Source organism: Streptomyces sp. NPDC037421 (assembly GCF_055602105.1).
In genome coordinates this window covers 34,535-57,781 of record NZ_JBVJWV010000024.1, presented here as the reverse complement: position 1 = coordinate 57,781, position 23,247 = coordinate 34,535, and the positions used below count along the sequence as shown (strand labels likewise).

The 23,247-nt window shown below is 71.1% G+C and carries 27 protein-coding genes and 3 pseudogenes; 16 read left to right on the top strand and 14 right to left on the bottom strand.

The genetic code is table 11. The features are described from left to right. Positions 1-79: 79 nt before the first annotated feature. Positions 80-589, bottom strand: coding sequence for a RidA family protein (locus ACZ7IF_RS28155; protein WP_470976762.1), 510 nt, complete (start codon positions 587-589; stop codon positions 80-82). Positions 590-791: 202 nt separating this feature from the next. Between ACZ7IF_RS28155 and ACZ7IF_RS28150 the strand changes: the two genes are divergently transcribed. Together ACZ7IF_RS28150 and ACZ7IF_RS28145 are read left to right on the top strand one after the other, a co-directional pair. After that, a complete protein-coding gene (locus tag ACZ7IF_RS28150) occupies positions 792-2,027 on the top strand; it encodes an MFS transporter (protein ID WP_470976759.1) in 1,236 nt (411 codons plus the stop codon). Between the two features lie 155 nt (positions 2,028-2,182). Further along, on the top strand, positions 2,183-2,584 hold the full coding sequence (locus tag ACZ7IF_RS28145) for a hypothetical protein (protein ID WP_470976756.1): 402 nt from the start codon (positions 2,183-2,185) through the stop codon (positions 2,582-2,584). Between the two features lie 70 nt (positions 2,585-2,654). On the opposite strand, the gene ACZ7IF_RS28140 is transcribed toward ACZ7IF_RS28145, so the two are convergent. Further along, complete coding sequence (locus tag ACZ7IF_RS28140; protein WP_470976754.1) at positions 2,655-2,927, bottom strand: hypothetical protein; 273 nt, start codon at positions 2,925-2,927, stop codon at positions 2,655-2,657. Next, a complete protein-coding gene (locus tag ACZ7IF_RS28135; RefSeq protein ID WP_470976751.1) occupies positions 2,927-3,163 on the bottom strand; it encodes a hypothetical protein in 237 nt (78 codons plus the stop codon). Before ACZ7IF_RS28135 ends, ACZ7IF_RS28140 begins: the two co-directional genes overlap by 1 nt. Before the next feature lie 232 nt (positions 3,164-3,395). On the opposite strand from ACZ7IF_RS28135, the gene ACZ7IF_RS28130 reads away from it, so the two are divergent. Beyond that, complete coding sequence (locus ACZ7IF_RS28130) at positions 3,396-4,115, top strand: HAD family hydrolase (RefSeq protein WP_470976748.1); 720 nt, start codon at positions 3,396-3,398, stop codon at positions 4,113-4,115. A gap of 187 nt (positions 4,116-4,302) precedes the next feature. On the opposite strand, the pseudogene ACZ7IF_RS28125 reads toward ACZ7IF_RS28130, so the two are convergent. Next, positions 4,303-4,635: pseudogene (locus ACZ7IF_RS28125) on the bottom strand (integrase core domain-containing protein); the annotation flags it as partial. Between ACZ7IF_RS28125 and ACZ7IF_RS28120 the strand changes: the two are divergent. Beyond that, positions 4,636-5,193 (top strand): annotated as a pseudogene (locus tag ACZ7IF_RS28120) (IS5 family transposase); the annotation flags it as partial. A gap of 233 nt (positions 5,194-5,426) precedes the next feature. On the opposite strand, the gene ACZ7IF_RS28115 reads toward ACZ7IF_RS28120, so the two are convergent. The 4 genes and pseudogenes from ACZ7IF_RS28115 to ACZ7IF_RS28100 form a co-directional block, all read right to left on the bottom strand. Then, on the bottom strand, positions 5,427-5,849 hold the full coding sequence (locus ACZ7IF_RS28115) for a TipAS antibiotic-recognition domain-containing protein (protein WP_362237157.1): 423 nt from the start codon (positions 5,847-5,849) through the stop codon (positions 5,427-5,429). A 153-nt stretch (positions 5,850-6,002) separates the two neighbouring features. Next, the gene (locus ACZ7IF_RS28110; RefSeq protein WP_470976915.1) at positions 6,003-6,203 is read right to left on the bottom strand and encodes a hypothetical protein; all 201 of its coding nucleotides are present in this window, start codon (positions 6,201-6,203) and stop codon (positions 6,003-6,005) included. Between the two features lie 16 nt (positions 6,204-6,219). After that, positions 6,220-6,393, bottom strand: a pseudogene (locus tag ACZ7IF_RS28105) (transposase); the annotation flags it as partial. Between the two features lie 45 nt (positions 6,394-6,438). Further along, complete coding sequence (locus ACZ7IF_RS28100; protein WP_470976744.1) at positions 6,439-7,077, bottom strand: PadR family transcriptional regulator; 639 nt, start codon at positions 7,075-7,077, stop codon at positions 6,439-6,441. 174 nt (positions 7,078-7,251) lie between these two features. On the opposite strand from ACZ7IF_RS28100, the gene ACZ7IF_RS28095 reads away from it, so the two are divergent. The 6 genes from ACZ7IF_RS28095 to ACZ7IF_RS28070 all read left to right on the top strand — a co-directional run bounded on the left by ACZ7IF_RS28095 (position 7,252) and on the right by ACZ7IF_RS28070 (position 12,776). After that, entirely contained in the window at positions 7,252-8,190 is a 939-nt protein-coding gene (locus ACZ7IF_RS28095) for an ATP-binding cassette domain-containing protein (protein ID WP_470976741.1), read from the top strand. After that, entirely contained in the window at positions 8,187-8,996 is an 810-nt protein-coding gene (locus ACZ7IF_RS28090) for an ABC transporter permease (protein ID WP_470976738.1), read from the top strand. The genes ACZ7IF_RS28095 and ACZ7IF_RS28090 overlap by 4 nt, the downstream gene beginning before the upstream one ends. 119 nt (positions 8,997-9,115) lie before the next feature. After that, positions 9,116-9,763 (top strand): DUF5701 family protein, encoded by a 648-nt coding sequence (locus tag ACZ7IF_RS28085; protein ID WP_470976910.1) that lies wholly within the window; start codon positions 9,116-9,118, stop codon positions 9,761-9,763. Between the two features lie 417 nt (positions 9,764-10,180). After that, positions 10,181-10,786, top strand: coding sequence for a helix-turn-helix domain-containing protein (locus ACZ7IF_RS28080; RefSeq protein WP_470976735.1), 606 nt, complete (start codon positions 10,181-10,183; stop codon positions 10,784-10,786). A 207-nt stretch (positions 10,787-10,993) separates the two neighbouring features. Further along, on the top strand, positions 10,994-11,569 hold the full coding sequence (locus tag ACZ7IF_RS28075) for an ImmA/IrrE family metallo-endopeptidase (RefSeq protein WP_470976732.1): 576 nt from the start codon (positions 10,994-10,996) through the stop codon (positions 11,567-11,569). Then, positions 11,562-12,776, top strand: coding sequence for a DUF6545 domain-containing protein (locus ACZ7IF_RS28070; protein ID WP_470976729.1), 1,215 nt, complete (start codon positions 11,562-11,564; stop codon positions 12,774-12,776). Before ACZ7IF_RS28075 ends, ACZ7IF_RS28070 begins: the two co-directional genes overlap by 8 nt. 160 nt (positions 12,777-12,936) lie before the next feature. Here the strand turns inward: ACZ7IF_RS28070 and ACZ7IF_RS28065 are convergent, their stop codons facing one another. Both ACZ7IF_RS28065 and ACZ7IF_RS28060 read right to left on the bottom strand, forming a co-directional pair. Beyond that, complete coding sequence (locus ACZ7IF_RS28065) at positions 12,937-14,268, bottom strand: FAD-dependent oxidoreductase (RefSeq protein WP_470976726.1); 1,332 nt, start codon at positions 14,266-14,268, stop codon at positions 12,937-12,939. A 195-nt stretch (positions 14,269-14,463) separates the two neighbouring features. Next, positions 14,464-14,727 (bottom strand): hypothetical protein, encoded by a 264-nt coding sequence (locus tag ACZ7IF_RS28060; protein WP_470976723.1) that lies wholly within the window; start codon positions 14,725-14,727, stop codon positions 14,464-14,466. A gap of 359 nt (positions 14,728-15,086) precedes the next feature. Between ACZ7IF_RS28060 and ACZ7IF_RS28055 the strand changes: the two genes are divergently transcribed. Then, positions 15,087-15,458: a peptidase inhibitor family I36 protein gene (locus tag ACZ7IF_RS28055; RefSeq protein ID WP_470976721.1), complete on the top strand. Its 372-nt coding sequence runs from the start codon at positions 15,087-15,089 to the stop codon at positions 15,456-15,458. Positions 15,459-15,650: 192 nt separating this feature from the next. Beyond that, positions 15,651-16,352, top strand: a complete 702-nt coding sequence (locus ACZ7IF_RS28050) for a 2-phosphosulfolactate phosphatase (protein WP_470976718.1) — start codon at positions 15,651-15,653, stop codon at positions 16,350-16,352. 381 nt (positions 16,353-16,733) lie between these two features. Here the strand turns inward: ACZ7IF_RS28050 and ACZ7IF_RS28045 are convergent, their stop codons facing one another. After that, a complete protein-coding gene (locus tag ACZ7IF_RS28045) occupies positions 16,734-17,279 on the bottom strand; it encodes a GNAT family N-acetyltransferase (RefSeq protein WP_470976715.1) in 546 nt (181 codons plus the stop codon). Positions 17,280-17,586: 307 nt separating this feature from the next. On the opposite strand from ACZ7IF_RS28045, the gene ACZ7IF_RS28040 reads away from it, so the two are divergent. Together ACZ7IF_RS28040 and ACZ7IF_RS28035 are read left to right on the top strand one after the other, a co-directional pair. Then, complete coding sequence (locus ACZ7IF_RS28040) at positions 17,587-17,721, top strand: hypothetical protein (protein WP_470976712.1); 135 nt, start codon at positions 17,587-17,589, stop codon at positions 17,719-17,721. A gap of 161 nt (positions 17,722-17,882) precedes the next feature. Next, the gene (locus tag ACZ7IF_RS28035) at positions 17,883-19,355 is read left to right on the top strand and encodes a hypothetical protein (RefSeq protein WP_470976709.1); all 1,473 of its coding nucleotides are present in this window, start codon (positions 17,883-17,885) and stop codon (positions 19,353-19,355) included. A gap of 8 nt (positions 19,356-19,363) precedes the next feature. On the opposite strand, the gene ACZ7IF_RS28030 is transcribed toward ACZ7IF_RS28035, so the two are convergent. Next, entirely contained in the window at positions 19,364-20,188 is an 825-nt protein-coding gene (locus ACZ7IF_RS28030) for a helix-turn-helix transcriptional regulator (RefSeq protein ID WP_470976706.1), read from the bottom strand. 138 nt (positions 20,189-20,326) lie between these two features. On the opposite strand from ACZ7IF_RS28030, the gene ACZ7IF_RS28025 reads away from it, so the two are divergent. Beyond that, entirely contained in the window at positions 20,327-21,106 is a 780-nt protein-coding gene (locus ACZ7IF_RS28025) for an NAD(P)H-dependent oxidoreductase (protein ID WP_470976703.1), read from the top strand. A 116-nt stretch (positions 21,107-21,222) separates the two neighbouring features. On the opposite strand, the gene ACZ7IF_RS28020 is transcribed toward ACZ7IF_RS28025, so the two are convergent. Beyond that, positions 21,223-22,227, bottom strand: a complete 1,005-nt coding sequence (locus ACZ7IF_RS28020; RefSeq protein ID WP_470976700.1) for a LuxR C-terminal-related transcriptional regulator — start codon at positions 22,225-22,227, stop codon at positions 21,223-21,225. 168 nt (positions 22,228-22,395) lie between these two features. On the opposite strand from ACZ7IF_RS28020, the gene ACZ7IF_RS28015 reads away from it, so the two are divergent. Further along, positions 22,396-22,602: a hypothetical protein gene (locus ACZ7IF_RS28015; protein ID WP_470976697.1), complete on the top strand. Its 207-nt coding sequence runs from the start codon at positions 22,396-22,398 to the stop codon at positions 22,600-22,602. A gap of 116 nt (positions 22,603-22,718) precedes the next feature. On the opposite strand, the gene ACZ7IF_RS28010 is transcribed toward ACZ7IF_RS28015, so the two are convergent. Beyond that, positions 22,719-23,198, bottom strand: coding sequence for a GNAT family N-acetyltransferase (locus ACZ7IF_RS28010; protein WP_470976695.1), 480 nt, complete (start codon positions 23,196-23,198; stop codon positions 22,719-22,721). Between the last annotated feature and the right edge of the window lie 49 nt (positions 23,199-23,247).

Here is a 23,247-nt window from a genome sequence, read left to right as displayed (position 1 = left end):
AAACCAGACGGCGCTCCTTCGGGGGTGCTTGCGTTGCTCCCCATCGCCCGCTTTTCCTCCCCCCCCCCCCCCCGCTCGGTCAGGAGCGCGGCGAGACCTTCACGATGGCCTCGATCTCCACGAGCTGCTCGGGGACCGACAGCTCGGAGACGCCGACGATGGTGTCGGTCGTGCGGTGCTTGCCGACGTACTCCTTGTGCAGCCGTGCCGCCGTGTCGAAGTTCTGGCGCAGGTCCTTGGTGAAGATCTTGATGCTGATGATCTGGCTGCGCGGCACCTTGTAGTGCGCGAGGACCTTGTCCAGGTTCTCGAACGACGTCCGCACCTGCTTCTCGAAGTCGCCGGCGCCCACGAAGTTCCCGGCCGCGTCGTGGGACACCTGCCCCGAGATGTAGATCTCGTCCCCGGCTCTGATGCCCTGCGAGTACCCGTAGGACTCCTCCCACGGCACTCCGAAGGTGAAGTGGTCCCAGCCGCGGCGTGCCTGGTCCTGCGCGCTGGCTCCCTGCAGGCCCGTGAAGGTGATCATCGTGGCCACGACCGCGGCCACCACGGCGCCAATGCCGAACCTGCGCCTTGACTTGGTCATTCCTCTTGTCCTTTCGTCCCCAGTGGAGCCCGGAGCCCTGACGCTGTCAGAGCAGAAGGGAGAACACCTCGAACGGGAATCGAGTGGACGTGAGTCGTGAGGGGCGGAAGCGGCCGGCGCCGCCGTCCGGGCCGTGGCAGGGCCTGGCCTGATCCGGTTCCCTTGGCTGCCGGGGGCGGAGCAGGGCTGGCAGCATCTGCGGATGCTCGGAAAACGTGGTGTTGTCCTGACCGTGGTGGCGGCCGCGTACGGCATGTCCTCCATGGGGGACCAGATGGCGATCGTCTCCCTGACCCTGCGCCTGCACGACCAGGGGCGCTCCGGCGTCGCCATCTCGGCCCTGGTCATCGCCGGTGTGCTGCCGCTGGTCGTGGTCGGACCGCTGGCCGCGCCGCTCGTCGACCGGGTCGAGAGCGGCCGCCTGGTCGTCGCGGTGACGGTTGTGCAGGCTCTGGTCAGCGCGGGGCTCGTGTTCGTGACCGACCTGGTCGTCACGCTCGTACTGCTGGTCCTGCTCGGTGCGGGACTGGCCCTGGCGTCCCCGGCCCTGCTGCTGCTGGTCCCGCGGATCGTCGGTGCCGACGACACCGCTCGCGGCTACGCCCGGCTCGATGCCTTCCGGTCCGCCGGCAACGTGGCCGGGCCGGCGCTGGCAGGTGCCCTGATCGCCGTGTTCGACGTACGGGTCGCGCTGCTGGCGAACACGGCCACCTTCGTGGGCATGGCGGTGGTGCTGTCCTGCCTGGGGGTGCGGCGCGAGCCCGTTCAGGGGCCGGGAGGGAGCTGGCCGGCGCAGGTCCGCGAAGGGGTGCGGGTACTGGGCGGGGACCGGTTGCTGCGTACCGCGATCCTCGCGCTGGCGTCGGCGATCGTGTTCACCGCCGTGCTGAGCGTGGCCCGGGTCTTCTTCATCCGGGACGATCTGAACGTGTCCGGCACCGGGTACGGCTTCCTGGTCAGCGCGCACACCGTCGGGATGCTGGCCTCCTCCACGCTGATCGCCCCGCGGGTCCCGTTGAAGTGGCAGCCGCGGGTCCTGGTCGGGGCCGGGGTGCTGATGGGGACCTCGCTCGCGGTCGGGGCCGCCGTGCCGGTGTTCGCCCTCGCGCTGGTGTCGTTCGCCCTGACCGGCGTCGCCAACTCCCTCCAGGGCCTGGCGATCCGCAACCTCATCCATGCCCGGGTCCCCGAGCAGGTACGGGGCCGGGCCTTCGCCACCTCGGGGGCGACCCTGAACGGAGCCAACCTGCTGGGGACCGCGCTCGGCGGGCCGGCCACGGCGCTGCTCGGCGGGGCCGGGGCCCTGGAGCTGGCGGGGGCGGGGACGCTGCTCGTCACCCTGGCGGGCAGTCCGGTGCTCCTGCGCAACCGCGTCGACGCGGATGTCCCGAAGCGGTCCCGGGCTCCGGAACAGGCCGCCGATCCCGCGCAGGAGTAGGCGCAGGAGCAGGTGGCCGGTTCCCGCTCCTCCGCGTTGACGGGTCGCCGAGGCGTCCCTAGCGTCGAAATTCGACCAGGAATGGTCGAGTACGTCGTGTCTCTGATCTCAGAGGGGGCCAGGCAGGCCCTGCCGCCCGTCAGAGGGGGAAACCCATGTCCAGCACGATCCTTCCCGGCAATCCCGTAATCCGAGAACTGGTGCTCCTGGGCGACTCCGCGCCCGGACGCCGGGGTGAGCGCACCATCGTCGCCCAGTCCCACTGCGAAATCGACCTCGGCTCCGACGAGGCGCTGGAGCGGTGCGTCCAGGCGTTACGCGCCTCCGACGAGCGTCTCGCCGAGCAGTCGGACGGCCCGTACGACTGGCAGCGGACCTGGGTGGAACGCAACGGCCAGGCCGGAGGCAAGGTCATCTTCGACGTGGCCTGGTACAACGAGGAGTTCTTCCAGCAGAAGAAGGACACCTTCCTCGCTCCCGAACACCTCGCGATGTACGCGAACATCGGCGCCGAGGACGGAGCGGTGCAGGTCACCCACTGGCACAAGGTCGACTGACGCACCGCCATGAGCTCGGGGTGGGCCGTCCGCCACAGCCGCGGGCGGCCCTCCCCGACCGCCGTCGGGGTCAGACCTCGATGTACGCGACGACCACCACGGTGCGCAGGGCGGTGACGAAGTACAGGACGCGGACGGCTTCGACTTCGTCGGCGTACTGGCGCAGCCGGGGGCCGAGTGTGTCTCCGGGGATCGGTTCGCCGGCGTCGGGGTCGACCGAGATGACGACCAGGGCACGGTCCAGGGCGTGGAGCTCGGCCTCGCTGGCGAGGCTCTCCAGTTGCTTGGCGGCGGCGTCGGAGAAGGCGATCCGCGCACGGCGACGGTCGTGCGGGGGCGCCATCAGGCGACGGCCGGGCGCTGAGCGACGAGACGGGCCAGCTGGGCTTCGCGCAGCTCCTCCCAGGGGCGGCATTGCGCCGGGTCGGGAAGGCCGTTGGCGGCGATGTCCTCCAGGGCGGCGGCGAACTGGTCGGCCTGGGCGCGGGTCTTCTCCGCGTAGGCACGCACCGCGTCGGCGGCCGCGGGCTCCAGCTGCTGCCGGGCTGCCGTGCCGCCAGGAACCGGCTGGTCGCTCATCATGGCCTCCCTCGCGTGGAACTAAGGTCTCCCCCAACGGTATCGGCCGAGCCGTCCCTGCGGGGAGCACTCCCGGCGACCGTACGGCCACCGCGTGGTGAACGAGTCACCGGTGGCTCAGCGACGACCTCTTACGCCAATCGGGTAAGGGCGGAGGGGCGCGCGCAGTGGGCGGACGGGGCGTGGGCAGAGGACGGAGAGGGAACCCCCACACACTTCGGAGGCGCTTCACATGTCCGTGCTCTTCTTCGACATCGGGGCCACTCTGGCGGATGCCCGGATGGAGCCCGACGGCTCCCTGACTCTGAGGCCACGGCCCCGGGTGGTGGCCGTCCTCGATGCCCTCCGCGGCGTACGCAAGGGCATCATTTCCAACCCCGGACCGGGCGACGGAGCGGCCGAACGGGCGGCGGCGGCCCTCGACGAGGCGTTCCCCGGACGCTTCACGGACGCGGGTCTCGTGCACTGGGGCGTGAAGGACGGCCGCGGGCTCTTCGATCTGGCGGTAGCGAGCGCCGGGGGCGTACCGGCCGACGGCTGTGTGTTCGTCGGCGAGGACGCCCGGGAACGGGGCTTCGCGCGGGAGGCGGGGATGCGTACGGCTCCCCATCCGGTGTTCGCCCTCGCCGCGATGGAGGACCGTCCCGTGCTCTTCGCGCGGATCGGCCTGCCGGACGGGCTCGGCCTGCCGGAGCTGGCCGCGGTGGCGGAGACGACCGAGGCCGTTCCCGTGCACGCGGCCTCGGAGCGGCTCGTGCTGGTGATGGCGAGCGCACTCGGCGCCGAGGTGCTCAAAGGTGCCGGGTTCACGGTGGACCTGCGGGAACCGGTGGAGGACAGGCCGGCCTTCCTGATCCGCGACGACCGTCCGGTCGCGGAGACGGGGCCGGTCGCGGGCTCCGCCGACACCGCGGAGTCGGCGACCGGGCCTGACGGGCGCGGCCTCCGGTAACGGACTCCCGTTCCCCGGGGTGATCGCCCGGCCGTCGAGGCGCCGGCCGGCCGGTTCCGGGAGCTCGGGCGGCAGGTCCGACGACCTCGTTCTCCACCCCCGAGGGCTCGGCCGGGACCGGCACCCGGCGGTGCCACACCCCGGGGGACACGCTCCTCGACGTTCGCCGGGCTGTGGACACGACGGCCTAGGTGTATTGACCCGTAGCGTTGTTCACGCGGCTGATGGGTGGGTGTCCGTCGAGTGCGGTGTGGCAGCGGTGGTGGTCGTAGGTGTGGAGGAAGTCTGCCAGGGCCGCTGTCCGCTCGTCGTTTGAGGTGTAGGGCCGCAGGTAGGCCCATTCCTCGAGCAGGGTGCGGTTGAAGCGTTCGACCTTGCCGTTGGTCTGGGGCCGGTAGGGCCTGATCTTCTTGTGGGCGATGCCGGTCGCGGTCAGGGTCCGGGTGAACAGCTTGGACTTGTAGCAGGCGCCGTTGTCGGTCAGGACGCGTTCGACGGTGATGCCGTGGGCCTGGAAGAACAGCATGCGGCCGGGGCCCGCAAGCAGGGTGAACTACAGAAAGAACCACCGGGTGGCGTGTTCACCGAGCCCGGGGATCACGGGCTGGGACGTTCGCGCGGCGGGTTCACCACCAAGCTGCACCTGGCTGTCGAGCACGGTCAGAAGCCCATGGCGATCGTGGTCACGGCCGGTCAGCGCGGCGACTCGCCTCAGTTCGAGCCCGTGCTGGGGAAGATCCGCGTGGCTCGCATCGGGCCGGGCCGGCCACGCCTCCGCCCCGACCGGGTTCGGGCCGACAAGGCGTACGCCTCCCGCAAGAACCACGCCTACCTGCGCCGACGCGGGATCCGCTGCATCATCCCAGACACAGCCGACCAAAGGCGCAACCGCCGGAAGCTCGGCTCCCGCGGCGGCCGGCCACCGTGATTCGACCCGGCCGACTACCGCGAGCGTCACGCGGTCGAGTGCGGGATCAACCGCCTCAAGAGACATCGCGCTGTCGCCACGCGATACGACAAGCTCGCCGTCCGCTACGAGGCGACCATCCTCGTCGCGACCATTAACGAGTGGCTGTGACCCGTGGTCTCACCCAGCGGGATCCACGTTCCACGCCGCGGGCAGATCGCTCCCGCAGAAGACGCAGACGAAGTCGTCCTCACGCACGATGTTGCCTCGGCACCAGCCCGAGACCCCGGTCTCTGCTTCCTCCTCCCAGGGGTTGCGACAGCCCTTGGGCCTGAACCCGCCCATGCATGTGACCAACAAGCGTTGCTGACTCTCGCTGACAAAGCCAGGCCCGTGTCGCCCGACTACGCCGAAGTCTCGGCCCCTGCGCTGGGGGCGAACCCGCTCCCCTGCTCGGCGAACACCTTGATCGCGGCGCCCAGGAACTCCACCATCCCGGGGTGGTAGGAATCGTGGAACGCCCTCATGGCCTCGTCCTCGGCATAGAAGAGCGACATGCCGACGTAAGCCTCCCTGGAGGGAGTGTAGAACCGGCAGACGATGTCGAAGTGCCTGCGGACGAGCTCCTGGATCTGCTGGTCCCCTGGCAGGGAGCCACCGTCCAGGAAAGCCGTGATCTCCCGGTACAGGACGTCCCAGTCCTGGTGGACCCGCTCCCTGTCCACATGTTCCCAGTTGTTGGTCCCTGCAAGGCTCTTCGCCTGCTCCTCGGCCAACGACCGGCGACACTCGTCCTCGTAACTGTTCCCCACGGCACCGGTTCCCATCGTTTCGTCACCTCTCCGGTGGATCCCCGAGAGGCCGCCGACATGTCGACATCGACCGACCGCTGATGATCAACTGCCAGTCCAGGCCGAACGGTGACACACAGCCACCGGGTCGGCAAACCATTTCTTGGACCCTCCGACGCTCCGTCCCGGTCAGCCGGCGGCGGAAAGGCGCAGCTCGAACGGCGAGCCGCCGGAGCGGGGCGTCCAGCCGCTCGACCGCGCGGCCCGGATTCCCGCGGCGACCTCGCGCGCTAGGACCAGCTCGGCCGGCACCAGGTCCGATTCCATGACGGCCGGTCGACCGGTCTCCACGACGAGTGCCGTCCCGGGTCGGGCCGCGTCCTCCACCACGCAGCCCAGGGTGTCGAGGTCCGTACCCGACGGGCACGTCCCGCCATGGAACACCGGTCCGGCCCCGGAACCGTATGCCGTCGATCAACTGCCGCCGAGGCCAGACGGGTGGCCGCCCGGCCCTCGTGCCCTTCGGCAACAACGGTTCCAGCACCGCCCACTGTTCGTCCGTGAGATCTCCCCGGCCCATGAACCGAGATCATTCACAGCTCAAGATCCACTTTCGATACACGGCCTAGTGGGCGTCCTCGGGGTGGGGTCCCGGTTCGTACGGGTTCGGCCGGCCTTCCGCGAGTACGCCCACGAAGGGTTCGCCCTCCCCCGCGAAGGTGTACGCGCCGCTCTCGATCCGCTCGATCAGGCCGCGTGTCCATGCCGCTTCGCTGTCGGCCGAGTGCACCCACATGTTCATGATCTCGCCGATGTGCCCGAGCTGTTCGGGGCCGCCCTCCGGCGTGTAGTACTCCGTGACCGAGGCGCGCCACTGCCGGAGCCTCTCGGTCCTCTCCTTGAGGAGCGCGACGGCCTCGTCCCGCGGCAGGTCGACGATGAATCCGATGCCGGCGGAGAGGACGTCCATCTTCTGGTCGTACGAGGTCAGCGCCTGGCGCAGCAGGGTGAGGTACTCCTCGGTGCCCCGGCCGGTGATCTCGTACTCGACGCGGGGCGGGCCGCCGGCGGTGCTCGGCGCGACCTCGTGGGCCAGCAGGAGGCCTTCCTTCGCCATCTGCTTGAGCGCGTGGTAGATCGAGCCCGGCTTGGCGCTGGACCATTCGTGGGCGCCCCAGAACTCCAGGTCGTTGCGTACCTGGTAGCCGTGCGCCCGTCCGTGCTGGCGGACCGCGCCGAGGACCAGCAGCCGGATCGCTGACATGGGCGTCTCCCTTCAAGACAACTTTGACTAGCTTATGGCCGCGCGCGTTGGACCTGACGGTCGGGCCATCGGGCGGCCGTCGGCCACGAGCCCCTGTAATCAAGTTTGACTAATCGGGGCCGGCATCGTACGGTTCCGGGGTAGTCAAGTTTGATCAGTGAATCGGAGGGTGTTTTGTCCGACCGCGATTCGGCGATCGTCATCGAAGGGCTGCGCAAGAGGTACGGCGACAAGCAGGCCCTCGACGGCCTCGACCTCACGGTCCGTGCCGGGACCGTCCAGGGGGTACTCGGCCCGAACGGCGCCGGCAAGACCACGGCCGTGCGCATCATGGCCACGCTGCTGCGCCCCGACGAAGGACGTGTGGAGGTGGCGGGGGTCGACGTACGGACCCGGGCGGGCGAGGTGCGCTCGCGGATCGGACTGCTCGGCCAGAACGCCGCCGTGGACGAGGAGCTCAGCGGCCGCCAGAACCTGGAGATGTTCGGCAGGCTCCACCGGCTCGGCGCGCGCCGCGCCGGCGCCCGGGCCGACGAGCTCCTGGCCCGGTTCGGGCTCGCGGACACCGGGGGCAAGGCCGTCGGGCAGTACAGCGGCGGTATGCGGCGGCGGCTCGACCTGGCGGCGTCCCTGATCGCCCAGCCGGAGGTGCTCTTCCTGGACGAGCCCACGACCGGGCTCGACCCCCGCGGCCGTACGGAGGTGTGGAACGCCGTGCGCTCACTGGTGGACGGCGGCACGACCGTCCTGCTGACCACGCAGTACCTGGAGGAGGCCGACCAGCTGGCCGACCGGATCGCGGTGATCGACCACGGGAGGGTCATCGCGCAGGGCACGGCGGACGAGCTCAAGTCCGCGACGGGCGGCGACCGCATCGACGTGGTGCTGCACGACCCGGCCCAGCTGGCGCGGGCGGCCGCCCTGCTGCCCGGCGAGGCCGTGGTGGACGAGGACCGGCGGCTGGTCAGCTCCTCGGTCGCCGACCGGATGTCCGCACTGACCCAGACCGTGCGGGCACTGGAGGCGGCCGGAATCGGGGCACGGGACATCGCGGTACGCCGGCCGACGCTCGACGAGGTCTTCATCCATCTGACGAAGGGGGACGCCGCATGAGTGCGACGCTCGGTGTGGGTGCACGGTCGCAGCTGGATTGGGCGGCCGCCGACTCGTGGACGATGACCAGGCGCGAGCTGGCGCACTGGGCGCGCCGGCCGGCTCAGGTGGTGGTCGGGCTGGTGTTCCCGGTGATGATGCTGCTGATGTTCGGCTACCTGATCGGCGGCGGACGGGGGGTCGACGGGGACTTCAAGGCCTACCTGGTGCCCGGCATGCTCACCATGACCATGGCCTTCGGCCTTGAGGCGACGATGCTGTCGGTCACCCAGGACCTCGGCAAGGGGGTCATCGACCGGTTCCGGTCGATGCCGATGAACTCCGGCGCGGTCCTCGTCGGCCGGAGCGTCGCCGACATGCTGCAGTCGGCGGTCGGCCTGGCCGTGATGACCGGGGTCGGCTACGCGATCGGCTGGCGCTGGCACAACGGGCTCCTCTCCTTCCTGGGGGCGATGGGGCTGCTGTTGCTGCTCAGGTTCGCGATGCTGTGGGCCGGCATCCACCTCGCGCTGATCGCGGGCAAGCCGGAACTGGTGCAGGCCGTACAGATCCTGGTCTGGCCCGTCGGCTTCCTCTCCAACGCCATCGCCTCGCCCCAGTCGATGCCTGCCTGGCTGGGCACGGCCGTGGAGTGGAACCCGCTCTCGGCGACGGCCACCGCGGTGCGCGGCCTCTTCGGCAACCCGGGCGGTGGCGACTCCTGGGCCGCCGCCCACGCGGAGCTGCTCGCGGTGGCCTGGCCGGCGGCACTGATCGCGGTGTTCTTCCCGCTGGCGGTGAAGCGGTTCCGGGACCTGAGCCGCTAACGATCCCCTCCCGGCATCCGACCTCTGACCTCTGTCCCCTGACCTCTGGCCTCCGGCCTCCGGCCTCCGGCCACGACTGTCCACTGCTTCGATCACGCACCGATGGAGTATCCGTGCCCCTGCCCGAAACCGTTTCCGGTGATGCCGCCACCGCGCTTCCGCCGCTCGCCGTCCAAGCCGAGCGCCTGATCGAGCTCGGGGTGCCCGAACTCGCCGGGATTTCCGCCGCCGAATTGCGGACCTTCGCGGGCGGGGGCGGCGACGATGTCCTGCTCGCCGTCCACCCGGACCTGGCACCCGCCTCCGCCCTCGCACCGCTGCTCCGCCGGGAGGGGAAGCCCGGTTTCGTCGTCACCGACATGCACGATGTCGACAGGTTCGCGCCCCACCAGGTCGAACTGCCCGACGCGCCCCTCTACCTCGTCGCCGGCCTCGACCGCGGCGACCGCATGGCCAACTGGAGCCCGGACGAGGCACTTCCCGCCCTCACCGAGGAGGGCCGCACCCCGCTCGTGCTCACCGAAGGCATCCACTGGGTCCTCCAGCAGCCCGCCGCGCTCGACCGCAACCACTGCTTCATGACCATCGGGTCGCGCCTGCTCAAGGCCAACGGCACTCTGGACGCCCGCACTCCGGCGATCTGGATCAGCAACGGCACCGGGCGGGACGGCCGTGAACGGCGCAACGCGCCCAAGGTCGGATGGTGTTGGTGGAACAACCGCCACACCTGGCTCGGCTTCGCCTCCGCCACAGGCCGCCGGCCGTAGCCCCGCGGAATGCATGCCGTGCGCCGCCCGCGGGCGTTGGCTGGGCAGCGGTTGTGCTGCCCATGACCAAAGTTGCGACCCTCCCCCGTGGGGATCGCTGCCTTCGGGCGGCGCACACTGCCATACGGAAGGCCCGTCGCGAGTGCGAGGGGCCGCCCCATTGGCGGCATGGGCAAGATCCTGCTGCACCATCCCCCGGGTGTCAACAATAGTTTTCACATACCTCAACTCGCGGGCTGCACCGAGCTCTTGTCCGCCACTTTGCGCTGGAATCGGCCGCCGGTGAGCCGGGGTCGGCACGGAGGGCTTTAGGCCCTTCCCTGTCAAGGCGAAAGCGGCGATGATCGTGGCACTCGCCGTCCCGGCCGCCCAGCGCGCCGGTGACGGCAGCCGATCGAGCCAGCAGGAAAGAGACCGATGAGCGGCACGGGGGACGAACTGGCGTCGCTGATCTCGGCACGTCTCGACTTCCTGTTCACGCACATCTTCCCGAGGGACGGCGGTCCCCAGTCGGAGGAAGCCGTCAGCCTCGCCACAGGTGTGCCGGTCACCCTCCTGAAGCGCCTTCGGGCGGGCGATCCCCTCATGGAAGGCGCGGACGACGACCCGTTCATCACCAGGCTCGAACACCTGCTGAAGACCCGGATGACCACCGAGGGCAAGCCGCACACGATCACGGACGTGGCGCGGGCGTGCGGAAAGTCCCGGACCTGGCTCTACAACCTGCTGGACGACAAGAGCAAGCCGAGCCTGGAGTCCACCAAGCTGCTCTGCAAGATCTTCGGGGTGGACCCGTCCTTCTTCACGGACGACCCCCTGGAGGCCCTGGCGCGGCATTTCGGCATCGAGGCGGGAGCACGGTTCTTCGTGCTCCCCGATGACGACGACCTGGTGCAGGAGACGAAGAGCCAAGTGGAACTGGTCGCGCTGCTACGGGAAGTCGGCGCTCCGGCAGTGCTCAGCCGCTACCTCGGTACCCTGCCCGGCTCCCTGCCCGCGGGCAGGCCCCACTCCGGGGCCTGACCCGGTGGTTCGACCCGCGCAGCCGGACTCGGGTGCGGGTGGGGCCGGAAGCGGCGGGCAGCCATTCGGGGCTCGCTCCTTTACGCTGCCGTGAGGTCACAGTGGGCCGGTCCATGGATGCGGGGCCGGCCACGAGTGATGCGGCAGACCTGTGAACGGGACGAAGTGCGCGTCTTGTCGCAGGTCTTGTAGGAGGAGAGGCCGTGCGTGGCGGGAATCAGGGCAACCGTCGGGATCGTCGCGGAGACGGTCCGGGAGATCCGCAGCCTTCGCAGGTTGCGCAACACCTTCTGCTCCCGACTGGGGCTGCCCGCGCATCCGACCATCGACGAAGTCGTCTCGGCCGTGTCCGACCACTGCGGGATGCCGATCCGGATCCTCCACCTGCCGTTGAAGTACCCCCTCACAGGAGGGCTGTTGCAGGGCCCCGGCGAACTGGTCGTCGTGGTCGACAAGGACTCGCCGAGCATCCTGCAGAACTTCGTGGTCGCCCACGAACTGGCGCACGCCTTCCTCGGGCACGATCCGGAGACGGCGGGACACGACCTCCGGGACGAGCTGCTCGCCAGCCTCGCGCCCGCGCTCAACCCCAAGGTGGCCCGCATGATGCTGGCCCGTACCTACTTCGACGGGGCCGCACCCGCGCACTCCCACGGCCAGAGTCCTCCCGAGCGGGAGGCCGAGACCCTGGGGCGGCTCATCGTCAGCATGATCACCAATACCGGCGGCAACTCGGCGACATCGGCGAGCTCTGCCCTGCGCCACAGGGGGACCGGTGTCTGAAGACACTGCGAACGTCGTCTACCTCATCGTCGCCGCGATCGCCTCGTGCACCACCCTGGCGAAGTTCGTCGCGTGGCAGCGGGAACGCTCCCCCGCCCTGCGGCTGATCGCCGTGTGCTCCGCGGTCGGGGTGGGCGCTTTCGTCTTCGCCACACCCGTGGTCTACCGCGGCATCGCCGGGCTCACCGGCGCGCAGAACCTCGCCGAGCTGCTGGTCTTCTTCTGCATTCTCGGCTTCTTCGCCCACACGCACGTCATGTCGCTGGTGTGGCGGCCCCTCGCCGAGCCCGCCTCCGAGCGGAACGTGCTGGCGTTCCCGCTCTGCGTCTACGTCCTCGTCTGCGTGGCCATGGCCGCGGGGTTCCTCGTCGGCGGACTCGACGATGCGCCGCACCCGCTGGACTTCAACATCGCCTACGCCCGGGATCCCGGCGCCCTGGTCATGCTGGCCGCGTTCCAGCTGGGCCTCGGCTACGCGTCCGTCTCCACCGCGCTGCGTTTCCGCCGTAACGCCCTCTGCGCCCAGGACGATCCGCGGCTGCGCCGGGCTCTCCAGCACATCGCCGTCGCCACCTGGTTCATCGCCGGATACGTGGCGTGCGTCGGACCGGCCACCCTGGCCGGCGCCTTCGGCCGGAGCGGTCTGGACCCCCTGCACAGCCTCGGGCCGGTCTCCGGCACCATCGGGGCGATCATCATCAACTGGGGCTTCTCGGGCGCCGCGATAGCCACCTGGCGCACGGACCGCCGGGACTACCTGGCACTGGCCCCCCTGTGGCAGCTGACTCGCCGCCCCGACCCCCGGATCGCGCTGACCGAGCCCAACCAGGTCACGCAGCTCGGCCTCGTCTACGTCCGGGACTGGCACCTGGTGACGCGCATGGCCGACATCCTCAGCGGGATCCGCAGCCTGTATCCGTACTTCAGTGACACCCCCATCGACCGGATCCGCGAGGCCGCCCCGGGTGCCGGCTGGTCGCAGGACGAAGAGCACGCCGCCGCGGCCGCCGCGGTCCTGCTGCGCGCGGTGGCGCTCGCCGAGAGCGGAGCCGGGACCGTGAGCGAGAGGGGCCGCCCGCTGCCGGGCTCCGGCCTGGAGCCGGCCGCCCAGCGCGCCCACCTGGTCCGCATGGCCCGTCATCTCGAACACCCCGACGTCCTGACGGCGGCGGGGGTGGACGCGGACGGGCGGCTGGTCCCTGGCTAAGGGCTGTCCCGTAATCCCCGGCGGGCGCACGACGCCGGCTACGGCACCTCGCCGCGTTGTCGGAACGCCCGAATACGCCCAGTACGGGGGCGCCCCTCCGCCTTGCGACGCACCGCATCCGACGCCGCGCGCCGATCCACCGGGGATCACGGGACAGCCCTTAGGGACGTCGTCCGCGCTGCGCTCGCAGCGCCATCGCGACGCGCCACCAGAACTCCGGTGTCCGCAGATCCGCCGGCCGCCGCCGCATGTTGACGACGTCGAGGAACCGGCCGTTCACCCACGCGTCCGTCGTGGAGGCCCGGGCCATCCAGTCCGCCATCTTCCTGGCCACCCGGTATCCACGCGGATACGGACCCGTCACGTGCGGCTGTGCCAGGTCGGAGAGGGTCGAGACCTCCCATGCCGCGTCCACGACGACCCTGACGTGCCGGAAGTAGGCATGGGCCGGCGCGTGGAGGTCCGCTCCCTTGCGCAGGTACGCGGCCAGGCAGGACGCGTGCAGGAAGGCGCTGGTCATCCCCTGCCCGTACACGGGGTTGAAGGAGGCCACGGCGTCACCCGCCACGAACAGGCCGCCCGGCAGACGGTCCAGCGCCCACCAATTGCGTCGCAGCGAATGCGACATGCTGTACGTCTCGACCTCGCCGATCATCGCGCACCGGTCGGCCACGACGCCGAACGGACCGGCTTCCATCTCCCGCATCCGCCGCAGGAACTCCGCGGGGTCACGGGAAGGGCGCTTCCCGGCGTAGGCGACGACGACCGCCATCCACTGACCGCCCTCCACCGCGGCCATGGCCCCCGTATCGGGCTGTTCCACGGCGCCGACGGCAGCTGCGGCGGGCAGTTGGTGTGCCACGCTCACTCCGGGCAGTTCCCCGCCGCGGCGGAAGCGGGCAGTGGCGTAGCCCAGGTCGATCCGCATGCGGTCGACCGGAGGTTCCGGCCACCCTTGCGCCCGCAGCCAGGACGTCAGCCTGCTCGACCGGCCGGTGGCGTCGACGACCGCGTCGGCGGGCACCACCGTCACGTCGGCCGAGTCCGCGGTGCGTACGCGGACGCCGGCCACCCGTCCGTTCCGGATGTCCAGGCCGCACGCCCTGCCCGCCATCACGCAGGCGCCGTCGTCCAGGACGGTCCGTCGGCGGATGTGGTCTTCGAGGAGGGTGCGGCTCACACCGATCAGCTCGTTGCCGGGAACGCTGATCTTGCGTGTTCCGTTCTCGAAGAGCTGGATCTCACTGCCCGACCCGAGGACCGCGCCCTCTGCCACCAGGTCCTTCGACAGACCGGGAAACCAGCGTTCCGCCTGTGTCCGGCCCATGTCGAGCAGCGCGTGGAGCTGCCCGCCCTGCGGCACACCGCCTCGCGGCCCCCTCGTGGCGAGGCCGTCGGGCTCGACGATGGTGACCTTCACGCCCTGACCGCGCAGGGCGCGTGTCGCGGCGAGCCCCGCGATGCTTCCGCCCAGGACTACTACGTGTTGCACGTGCTTGCTCCCCCTCCTCCGCCGGCCGGCCTACCCGTCCGGTGACCCGCGCACAAGGACTCCGGGTCAATCTAAGGGCGTTCCGGTTGACCACCAACGCGGGCGGGTGCCCGACCCGTTGGCGCGAGGGGCCGGCTGTCCCGGATGGGCGTCCGGTGCGGGGAGGGCTGCCGGCGGGCGGTGGTGGCGTACGCATCAGCTCCCGGAAGGATCGGGCAACCGGCGGAGTTCGAGAAGGGCCAACGCGATCTTCACCCCGGTGGCGACCGTCAGGGCCTGCAGAAACGGCATGCCCGTGAGCCACAGGGCCACCATCATCACCGTGAGAACCAGGAACGCGGGAAGCAGATTGGTCCGGGTGATCACGGCCTTCAGGTGCCCGGCCATGCTCCGGCTCCTGTCCGCCGTTCCGACGGGACGTGCGGTGAGGCCTTCCTTCTCCTCTTCGGCTTGCGGCATCGGCTGCGCTCCTTCCCTCGTGCTCGTCCCCCGCAACGAGCCTCCGGTGTGCCCGGGCCGACGGCCACTCCTGCCACCGGCCCCGCCGCCATCCGACGTACAAGTTCACCCGGACCGGGCCGGGCGGCGGCGCACCGAACCGCGGCCAGGTCGCAGCCAGGGCGCGCGGGAGCAAAACCCGCGCATTCAGACATCCCGCCATCGCCTGACGCGAAAATGCCTCGCCGGGCTCAGGCACGCACCCCATGCTTGGTGAGGCCCGGGACGGATCGGTCATTCTTTCCGGGCCACTGCCGCGCTTCCCCGTCCTTTCTCCGGGGCACCGCCCCGGTCCGATTGCCAAAAGGGGTACCTCTGTCATGCGCCGAGTGAGTTCCTTGGCCGCTGCCGGCCTGTCCATCGCCCTCGCCCTCGCCGCGGCACCCTTCGCCGCCGCCACCGAGAGCCAGCCCGCGGCGTACACCTGCAACTCCGGGAACTTCTGCATCTACAGCGACTGGAACGGCGGCGGAGAGCGCTGCGAGTGGTCCGGTGCCCAGAGGGCGAACACGGCGGACAACTGCGGTTTCATCCAGCGGGGAATCAATGTCCGCTCCGTCTGGAACGGAAAGAACAACCGGGTCCAGTACTACACCCAGACCAATTACAACGCACGCGTGGGATCCACGCCGGGTGGCGCGGGCGGAAATCTGATGGGCAACTACCAGATCCGGTCCTTCAAGAAGCAGTAGGGAATTCCCGGGCGTTCCGGAATTGCGGGAGCAGGGGATTCGCCTGAGACGGCTGTCCCGCTCCCCGGCCGTGACGGCTCGTGCCCCCGGGTCCGCCGGACCGCGGGAGGCAGGAGCCGTCCGTTCGGTTCGCCCATGTGACGCATGACACTGTCTGGGTGCTTCGGGCCGGGCTTGCGCGATCATGGCCGGATGGACGCTCGTTTCCTTGGTATCTCCGAACTGACCGGAGCACCGTCCGCGGCGGTCGTGGTCGACGTCATGCGTGCCTTCACGGTGGCCGCCTGGGCCTTCGCCCGGGGAGCGGAAAGGATCGTTCTCGCCGAGTCGCTGGACGAGGCCCTGGAGCTCAAGGCTCGCCACCCGGACTGGGTGGCGCTCAAGGACGGTCCGCCGGCGGCCGGGTTCGACGCCGTCAACTCGCCGGGCCTGCTTCGGTCCGCCGACCTGCGCGGACGGACCGTCGTGCAGAAGACCACGGCGGGGACGGTCGGTGCCCTCGCGGTCAAGGACGCGTCGCTGGTGCTGTGCGCCGGCTTCGTGGTGGCGGAGGCGACGGCGCGGCTGCTGCGCGCACGCGGGTGCGGCAGCGTCACGTTCGTGGTCACCGGCGAGGACGGGCGTGCCGAGGAGGATCTGGCGTGCGCTCAGTACATCGCCCGGAGGGCCACCGGGGCCGGAGCGGACGCGGCCGGCTTCCTCCGCCGCGCCGCGGAGTCGCGCGCCGCCGCCGAACTGGCGGAGGGCATACGCCAGGGATCCCATCCCGATGACGTCGCGCTCTGCCTGGAACTCGACCGGTTCCCCTTCGCCATGGTGGCGGCGCTGGAGGACTCGTACATGGTCCTGCGCCCGTCCGCGGTGCCCTCGCCTGCCGACGGCGCTTCGGTCTGACCGCCGTTCCCCGGTCGCCGCCGCCCGCGTCACATCGGAAAACCTCCTCCGGAACGGGCTCGGCCCTACGACCGTCGGCGGCCGCAGGACCGGCACCGCCCGTCGCCGCTCCCCCGGTCAGCGTCCGAGGGTGTTCATCAGGATGATGGCGACGAGGTTCAAGAGCACGACGGCGATCATGCCGCCGATCATGAACCAGGCCCTGCGCGATTCGTCCACGTCCGTCACTCCCGGCTCGGCCCCTCAGCCATGGTGACGCGATTCCCCGCAGGGCACACCTCGGGCGGGGGAAAGCCTCACGGGCCCGCCGCCGTCGCCGCCCGCCCTGGCACCGCCGAGACGAGTCGGACCGGCCGGCACTACCGGTACGACCCGTGCCGATCACGAGGGGCGGTCCAGGCCCCACGTCTGCAGGACGAACGGCCGGCCCTTCTCCTCACCCGTGATCAGCGGCACGTCGAGCAGCGCGAAGCCCGCCTTCTCCGCCACGGCGACACTGGCGGCGTTCTCGGCCTCCAGTTCCAGGATCACCTGTTCCGCACCCATCTGCTCGAACGCGTACGCGGCCATCACCCTCACCGCCCGTGCCGCCAGTCCCCGGCCGCGGTGCGCCGGGCCGACCGCGTAGCCGATCTCCATGCCCTCGGGGGCGCGCCGCAGCATGATCTCGCCGAGCGGCGCACCGCCGTCGAGGGTGATGGCGAGCAGGATGGTCGTGCCGTCCTTCCGCAGCTGCCGGTCCCGGGCCAGCCGTGCGTGGGCGGCCGCCTCGTCGAAGGGCGACACGATCGGCGTCCAGTACGCGATGTCGGGGTGGTCGAACAGCCCCGGCATCGCGGCCAGGTCCGCGTCCGTCCAGTCGCGCAGGACGAGCCCCTCCCCCGACAGCTCGATCCGCTCGGGCAACGACGACGTGGCACTGCTCATGGTGTGGGACCTCCCGGGGCCTGTTCAGGACGAGGCAAGATAACCGGGACGGGTCCCGGCCGCACTCGTATTTTCCTCCCGGCCCGGAAGGAACCCGTCGGCGTCGTTCTCGACCACGCGGGCATGAACGCTCCGGTCTCCGGCCCGGTCCTGCCCGGCGACGCGTCGATGTACGTCATGAGTCGCGTGCGGCATCCGGTGTGACAGCGGCGCCGTCGACGTCTGCCTGAACCGCGGCGGTGACCAGCACGGCGGCTGGGCGTCCCTCGGGCAGATCGCGACCGGCCTGACCACGACGCAGAGCAAGGTGCGGTTCGCCGACTTCGACGGCGACACCCATGCCGGCTGCTTCCTCTCGGGAACCGGCGACAGCGCGATGGTCTACCTCTTCAACGGCGGTGACACGGGAGGTGGCCGGACCTCCCTCGGCACCGTCGTCTGACGCACCGTCGAAATGCGCCGGGCTGCCGCCCCGGAAGCCGAGGCGGGAGTCGTGCCGGCCGGAGAGGCGGTCCTGGCCCGCTACGGGTTCGGCCAGGTCGATGCGGTGACGGTCCACCAGCGTGCCCGGCAGGGGCCGGCGGAAGGTGGCAGGATGACGCGGTGTCCGATGCTCTGTGTGAACCCTGGCTCCGCGGGATCGCCTTCAATCCCGCGGCGCCCTCCGACGTGCTGATACGGCTGGTGGACCGGGCGCCCGGTCAGGCCGCGCTGCTGATGTGCGAGGGCCGTGACCTGCCCGGCGCCGTCATCGACGCGGTCTTGCGCCACCCGGCCGGGGCGGCCCGCCTCGCGCTCGCCGGCAACCGGTACGTCGACCCGGCGCGGCTCGCCCCGTTGGCGACGGACCCGTCGGGGATCGTCCGCTGGCGGCTCGCCGGCGGCCCCCGCCCCCGCCCCCGGCGGGTCCGGCCGCTGCCGGACGACATCCTCGTCACCCTCCTGACCGCCCGGGACGGGGGCGAGGACGGCATGCTCACCGAGAACGAGATCATCGAGCAGCTCGGCTGGTCCCGGCAGATCCCGCTGTCCTTCCACCGCTCCATGGCCGGGCACGAGCACCCGGAGCTCCGGGCACGGGCCACCTGGAGGTGGCAGTCGCTCACTCCGGCGGAGCGGGCGGCGCTGCTCGACGACCCCGATCCCGCCGTGCGGGAAGCTGCGCGGGAGCAGAGCTGGGTGCTGGACCCGGAGCGGGTGGAGGCCGAGCTGCCGTCCATCGGCTCCCTCAGCCGGCCCCACGTGCTCGGCACGTGCGCCCTGTCCCCCGCGCTCGTCGAGCGGTGTTTCGCGGACGGCACGGTGCGGCCCCTGGCCTGGAACCGCCACACCCCGGCCGGTGCCGTCGCCCGGCTCGCCCGCCACCCCGAGGCGGAGATCCGGGAGATCGTCGCCGCCCGGCCCGGCCTGGGGCCGGAGCTGGTCGCCGAGCTGGCCGAGGACCCGAACCAGGGCGTGCGGATGCGCGCGCGCCTGCACCCCTTCCCCCGCACGTGGGCCGAGCACCGGGCGATCCACGAGGTCATCGGGCACGGCCCGGACTGCACCTGCCCGATCATCGAGCCGGACACCGAGCCCGGCCCCGACTGGTTCGCCGCCTGCGCCGTGTCCGGGGAGCCGGTACTGCGCCGGGTCGCGGCGAGTTGGCCCGGCCTGCCCGCGGAACTCGTCGGGGCGCTCGCGCGGGACGATGACGAGGAGGTGCGGATCCGGCTGGCCTGCCGCCATCCGCTGGCTCCGCCGCGCCTTCTGCTGGACGTCTTCGCCGCCCGCCCGGCCCACCGTCCGCACCTGCTGACGCTGCCCGCGTTCCCCCGCACCGGCCGGACCCACCTCATCGGACACCCGGACCCCGAGGTGCGCGCCCTGGCCGCGGCCGATCCCGCCCTGCCAGAGCCTCCGGTGGACGACCCCGACGAGTCGGTGTGCCGGGCAGCCGCCGCCAACCCGAGCCTGGGTCCGCAAGCGCTGGAGGCCCTCCTCGCCGGCCCCCGCACCGCGGAGGGCGCCGCGGCCAATCCGTCCCTGCCCGTCCCCCGTATGCACGCCCTCCTCGACCGCTGCCTGAAGGCGTAGCGCGGCTGTCAGGGGTGGGCGTCCGGACCGGCCGCGTCCAGGCCCGCGAGCAGGCGCAGACCGTCTTCGGCCGGGCTGCCGGGGGCCGCGGACAGCACCAGCAGCTCCCTGCCCGGTTCGCCAGGCAGCGCGAAGTTCTCCTGGTGCAGTTCCAGCAGTCCGACCAGCGGGTGGCGGTAGACCTTGCGCCCATGCGTGCGGGCGCGCACGTCCGCGCGGGCCCAGAGGCGGCGGAAGCGCTCGCTGCCCATCGCGAGTTCCCCGATGAGGGAGGCCAGGCGGGGGTCCTCGGGGTGCTGGCCGGCGGCCAGGCGCAGGTGCCCGACCACGTCGAGGGTGCACTGCTCCCAGTCCGCGTAGAGGCCGCCCTCGGCCTCCTCCAGGAAGAGGTGCCGGGCGATGTTCAGGCCCGGCAGGGGCCGGCCGAAGACGTGCCCGGCGAGGCGGTTCCCGGCGAGCACGTCCAGGCGGTGGTCCATGATCAGCGCGGGTGCGCCGGCGACCAGGCCGAGGACGCGCAGCAGTTCCGGCCGGACCCGCCCGCCCGGCGCCTTGGCGCGGCGCCGGCGCTGCCGGGCGAGCCGGTAGAGGTGCCCGCGTTCGGTCTCGTCGAGGCCGAGGACGCGGGCGAGCGCGTCGAGGACCTGCTCGGAGGGCTGGGTGGCGCGGCCCTGCTCCAGGCGTACGTAGTAGTCGACGCTGACCCCGGACAGGTGCGCCACCTCTTCGCGGCGCAGCCCTTCGACACGGCGGCGGCTGTCGGCGGGTATGCCGACGGCGGCCGGGGCGACCCGGGTACGCCGGGTCCGCAGGAAGCCCGCAAGATCGTCCATGCCCTCCAGTATGGCCCCGGTCGTGCGCGCGAGGGTGGTACTGCCGTTCCCAGGACGGCCGGTCCGATGGAAGGGCCGTCCCTGAACACCGGGCGCCGCGGCGCCCAGGATGGGGGCATCCGATCCGAAGGAGTTCCCGTGAAGACGCTGATCGTCCACGCCCACCCGGAGCCGAAGTCGCTCAACGGCTCGCTGAAGGACCTCGCGGTGTCCACGTTGGAGGGCGCCGGGCACGAGGTGCGGGTGAGTGATCTGTACGCGATGAACTGGAAGGCGGTCGTGGACGCCTCCGACTACGGCCCCCACGCCTCGAGTCCGCTGAGGGTGCCCCTGGACTCGGGCCGGGCCTTCGAGGCCGGGACGCTCACCCCGGACGTCCTGGCCGAGCAGGAGAAGCTGCTGTGGGCGGACACGGTCATCTTCCAGTTCCCGCTGTGGTGGTACTCGATGCCCGCGATCCTCAAGGGCTGGGTGGACCGGGTGTTCACGTACCGCTTCGCGTACGGGGTCGGCGAGCACAGCGACACCAAGTACGGCGAGCGTTTCGGTGAAGGCACCCTGGCGGGCCGCAGGGCGCTGCTGTCGGTGACCGTCGGCGGCCCGGAGTCGCATTACTCGGCCCGGGGCGTCAACGGCCCCATCGAGGACCTGCTGTTCCCGATCCACCACGGCATCCTCTACTACCCGGGCATCGAGGTCCTGCCGCCGTTCGTGCTGCACGGCACCGACCGGATGGGCGACGAGGCCTACGCGGAGGCCGCCGGGGCCTGGGAGCAGCGCCTGCTGACCCTGGAGTCGACCGAGCCGATCGCGTTCCGGCGGCAGAACTCCGGCGACTACGAGATCCCCTCGCTGCACCTGAAGGAGGGTCTGGAGCCCGCGGGCCGCACGGGTTTCGGGCTGCACGTACGCGGCTGACGGGCTCGGGCCGCGCGTCTGCCCCTGCCGGTCCTCCGGCACGTTTTGGCTTGAACTCGCCGTTTCGCGGGGTCGCGACGTGTCTGCCGCCGGGATCGCCGGCCCGGCGTGCCGCCCTACGGGAGCAGTCGCTCCGGAGACGTCGCCCACCAGAACGTCAGCTGGGGCACCGTCTCCAGGCCCAGCGCCTCGCGCAGCTTCGAGACCTGGGCCGTCACGGTGCGCTCGCTCAGCCCGAGGTTCTCCCCGATCTGCCGGTGGCTCTTGCCGGCCACGATGCCGCGTACGATCGTGCGCTGGATCTTCGAGGTCTTGGTGCCTTCGTCGCCCTTCCCCGCGCTTGCCTCGGCTTCGCCCGGCAGCCACGGGTCGGCCCGCTCCCACTGCTGCCAGAAGTGCGCGGCCAGCACGGCGCACACGCCGCGGTCCTGGGTGTACCAGGCGGCCGCCTGCTGGACGGTGCCGTCGTCGCCGTAGACCTCGAAGAAGGCGTGCTTGCGGTCCACGATGATTAACCGCAGGAAGTCTTCGCCGAGGGTGCGGACCTGGGCGCCGGCCCGCGTCATGGTGGCGACCCAGTCCCGCTGCGTCGGGTTGGTCCGTCCGCTGGTCCGGTAGATCGTCCGTACGGTCACCCCGCGCTGGGCCGCCTGCAGGTCCCGCGGCAGCGCGCCCTTGAGGACCTGCGGTTTGCGGTGGCCGGGCTGTGCGGTGAGGATCTCGGACTCGGCGGACTGGATGGTGCGTATCGTCTCCGCGTTGACCTCCGGAACGGTGCGGAGCAGGAGCGTCCCGACCGGGCCGGGGCTGTGGTGGTAGCGCTGCTGCTCGGCTTCGAGCTCGCGTACGTGTGCGGGGACGGCGGCCAGGGCCGCGGTGACGCCGGTGAGCGCCTTGAGGACGGCGTCGGTGAGCTGCGTCTCCAGGTAGCGGGACGGGGCGGGGACGTACCTGCCGGGTTCGTGGGTATTGGGGAAGAGGATGTCCCGCGCGAGGAGCGAGGCGAGTCCCGGCTCCTCGTCGGGCAGTTCCTCGCCCCGCAGGGCCCTGCGGTAGGTGCGCAGTTCCACCGCGGTCAACCGGGAGGTGTCGGGGGCGGCGGATATTTCCCGTTCCGTCATCAGATCTGTCTTCCTCTTCCTGAACTGCGGGTGGACGCAGTATCGCGAAGGTTGATCGCGCCCCTGACCCGGTACAGGCTTGATCCCGTGCCACAGGGCCCGTGGTGCGGAGAAGGCCCCGCTGCCCGCATCGTCCGCGGGGGCCGGGCCGGCCAAGGGAGGAACACCTTGACATCGATCAACATCCGGTCAACCATCACCGCCGTGCTGCTCGCGATCCTCGCGGTCACCGGACTCAGTGGTGTCGCGACGGCCAGTGAGCCGGCCGGCACCAATTGGGGAATCGCAGCCTTGGGAGAGGTGGAGCAGCAGACCGACGTCCCCGTCGTGTCCGCCCGTTCACTGATCCAGCCGCCGGACTCCGACTGGGGATGATCCTCCCGCGCTGCGGCGCACGCACCCGGTACGGCGGCAACCCCGCCCCGCCGGGTGCGACGCCGTTTCCGGGGGTGGTCCGCTACGAGGAGATCGTGCGTCCTCGTAGCGGAGCGTCAAGGAGCAGCCGTGGCCGACGGTGCCCCGCGGGGGATGGTGAACCTCAGCTCCGGACGCTCCCAGGGAACTTTCGGCGGTGTCGGGGCGATCGTCCCCACTCGCTCCGCGCCCAGGCGCAGGTAGAACCGCTCCGCGGGCGGATGGGACACGACGCGCACACCGGTCAGCCCGGCTTCCGCTGCCTGACCCACCATGTGCCCGATCAGGAGTCGGCCCACCCCCAGTCCTTGCGCCTCGTCCGCGACGAAGGCCAGGTCCAACTCCGGCGGCTCCAGGACGAGGGAGTAGAAGCCCATCGTCCGGCCGGTTGTGCCGACGGCCACGAAGACCCGGTGCCGGGCCACGTATTCGGGGGTGACCCGGTAACCGGAGATGATCGAGGCGTACTGCCCCCGGTAGGCATCGGACTGCTGGATCAGTGAGGTGAGGCGCTCCGCGTCCTGCGCGACGGCACGCCTGATCGTTATGGACTGCATCCACTGAAGTATAGGGGTGCGCAGTGGGTTGGACCATTACCGGCTCGGT

What these genes read in the sequence shown, in the direction of transcription:
- ACZ7IF_RS28060 (WP_470976723.1), bottom strand. Translation starts at nt 14,727, where the DNA reads ATGCCGCAAGCCGAAGAGGAGAAGGAAGGCCTCACCGCACGTCCCGTC.
- ACZ7IF_RS28140 (WP_470976754.1), bottom strand. Translation starts at nt 2,927, where the DNA reads ATGGCGCCCCCGCACGACCGTCGCCGTGCGCGGATCGCCTTCTCCGAC.
- ACZ7IF_RS28090 (WP_470976738.1), top strand. Translation starts at nt 8,187, where the DNA reads ATGAGTGCGACGCTCGGTGTGGGTGCACGGTCGCAGCTGGATTGGGCG.
- ACZ7IF_RS28145 (WP_470976756.1), top strand. Translation starts at nt 2,183, where the DNA reads ATGTCCAGCACGATCCTTCCCGGCAATCCCGTAATCCGAGAACTGGTG.
- ACZ7IF_RS28130 (WP_470976748.1), top strand. Translation starts at nt 3,396, where the DNA reads ATGTCCGTGCTCTTCTTCGACATCGGGGCCACTCTGGCGGATGCCCGG.
- ACZ7IF_RS28100 (WP_470976744.1), bottom strand. Translation starts at nt 7,077, where the DNA reads ATGTCAGCGATCCGGCTGCTGGTCCTCGGCGCGGTCCGCCAGCACGGA.
- ACZ7IF_RS28155 (WP_470976762.1), bottom strand. Translation starts at nt 589, where the DNA reads ATGACCAAGTCAAGGCGCAGGTTCGGCATTGGCGCCGTGGTGGCCGCG.
- ACZ7IF_RS28045 (WP_470976715.1), bottom strand. Translation starts at nt 17,279, where the DNA reads ATGAGCAGTGCCACGTCGTCGTTGCCCGAGCGGATCGAGCTGTCGGGG.
- ACZ7IF_RS28150 (WP_470976759.1), top strand. Translation starts at nt 792, where the DNA reads ATGCTCGGAAAACGTGGTGTTGTCCTGACCGTGGTGGCGGCCGCGTAC.
- ACZ7IF_RS28050 (WP_470976718.1), top strand. Translation starts at nt 15,651, where the DNA reads ATGGACGCTCGTTTCCTTGGTATCTCCGAACTGACCGGAGCACCGTCC.
- ACZ7IF_RS28135 (WP_470976751.1), bottom strand. Translation starts at nt 3,163, where the DNA reads ATGAGCGACCAGCCGGTTCCTGGCGGCACGGCAGCCCGGCAGCAGCTG.
- ACZ7IF_RS28030 (WP_470976706.1), bottom strand. Translation starts at nt 20,188, where the DNA reads ATGGACGATCTTGCGGGCTTCCTGCGGACCCGGCGTACCCGGGTCGCC.
- ACZ7IF_RS28010 (WP_470976695.1), bottom strand. Translation starts at nt 23,198, where the DNA reads ATGCAGTCCATAACGATCAGGCGTGCCGTCGCGCAGGACGCGGAGCGC.
- ACZ7IF_RS28020 (WP_470976700.1), bottom strand. Translation starts at nt 22,227, where the DNA reads ATGACGGAACGGGAAATATCCGCCGCCCCCGACACCTCCCGGTTGACC.
- ACZ7IF_RS28055 (WP_470976721.1), top strand. Translation starts at nt 15,087, where the DNA reads ATGCGCCGAGTGAGTTCCTTGGCCGCTGCCGGCCTGTCCATCGCCCTC.
- ACZ7IF_RS28080 (WP_470976735.1), top strand. Translation starts at nt 10,181, where the DNA reads ATGAGCGGCACGGGGGACGAACTGGCGTCGCTGATCTCGGCACGTCTC.
- ACZ7IF_RS28115 (WP_362237157.1), bottom strand. Translation starts at nt 5,849, where the DNA reads ATGGGAACCGGTGCCGTGGGGAACAGTTACGAGGACGAGTGTCGCCGG.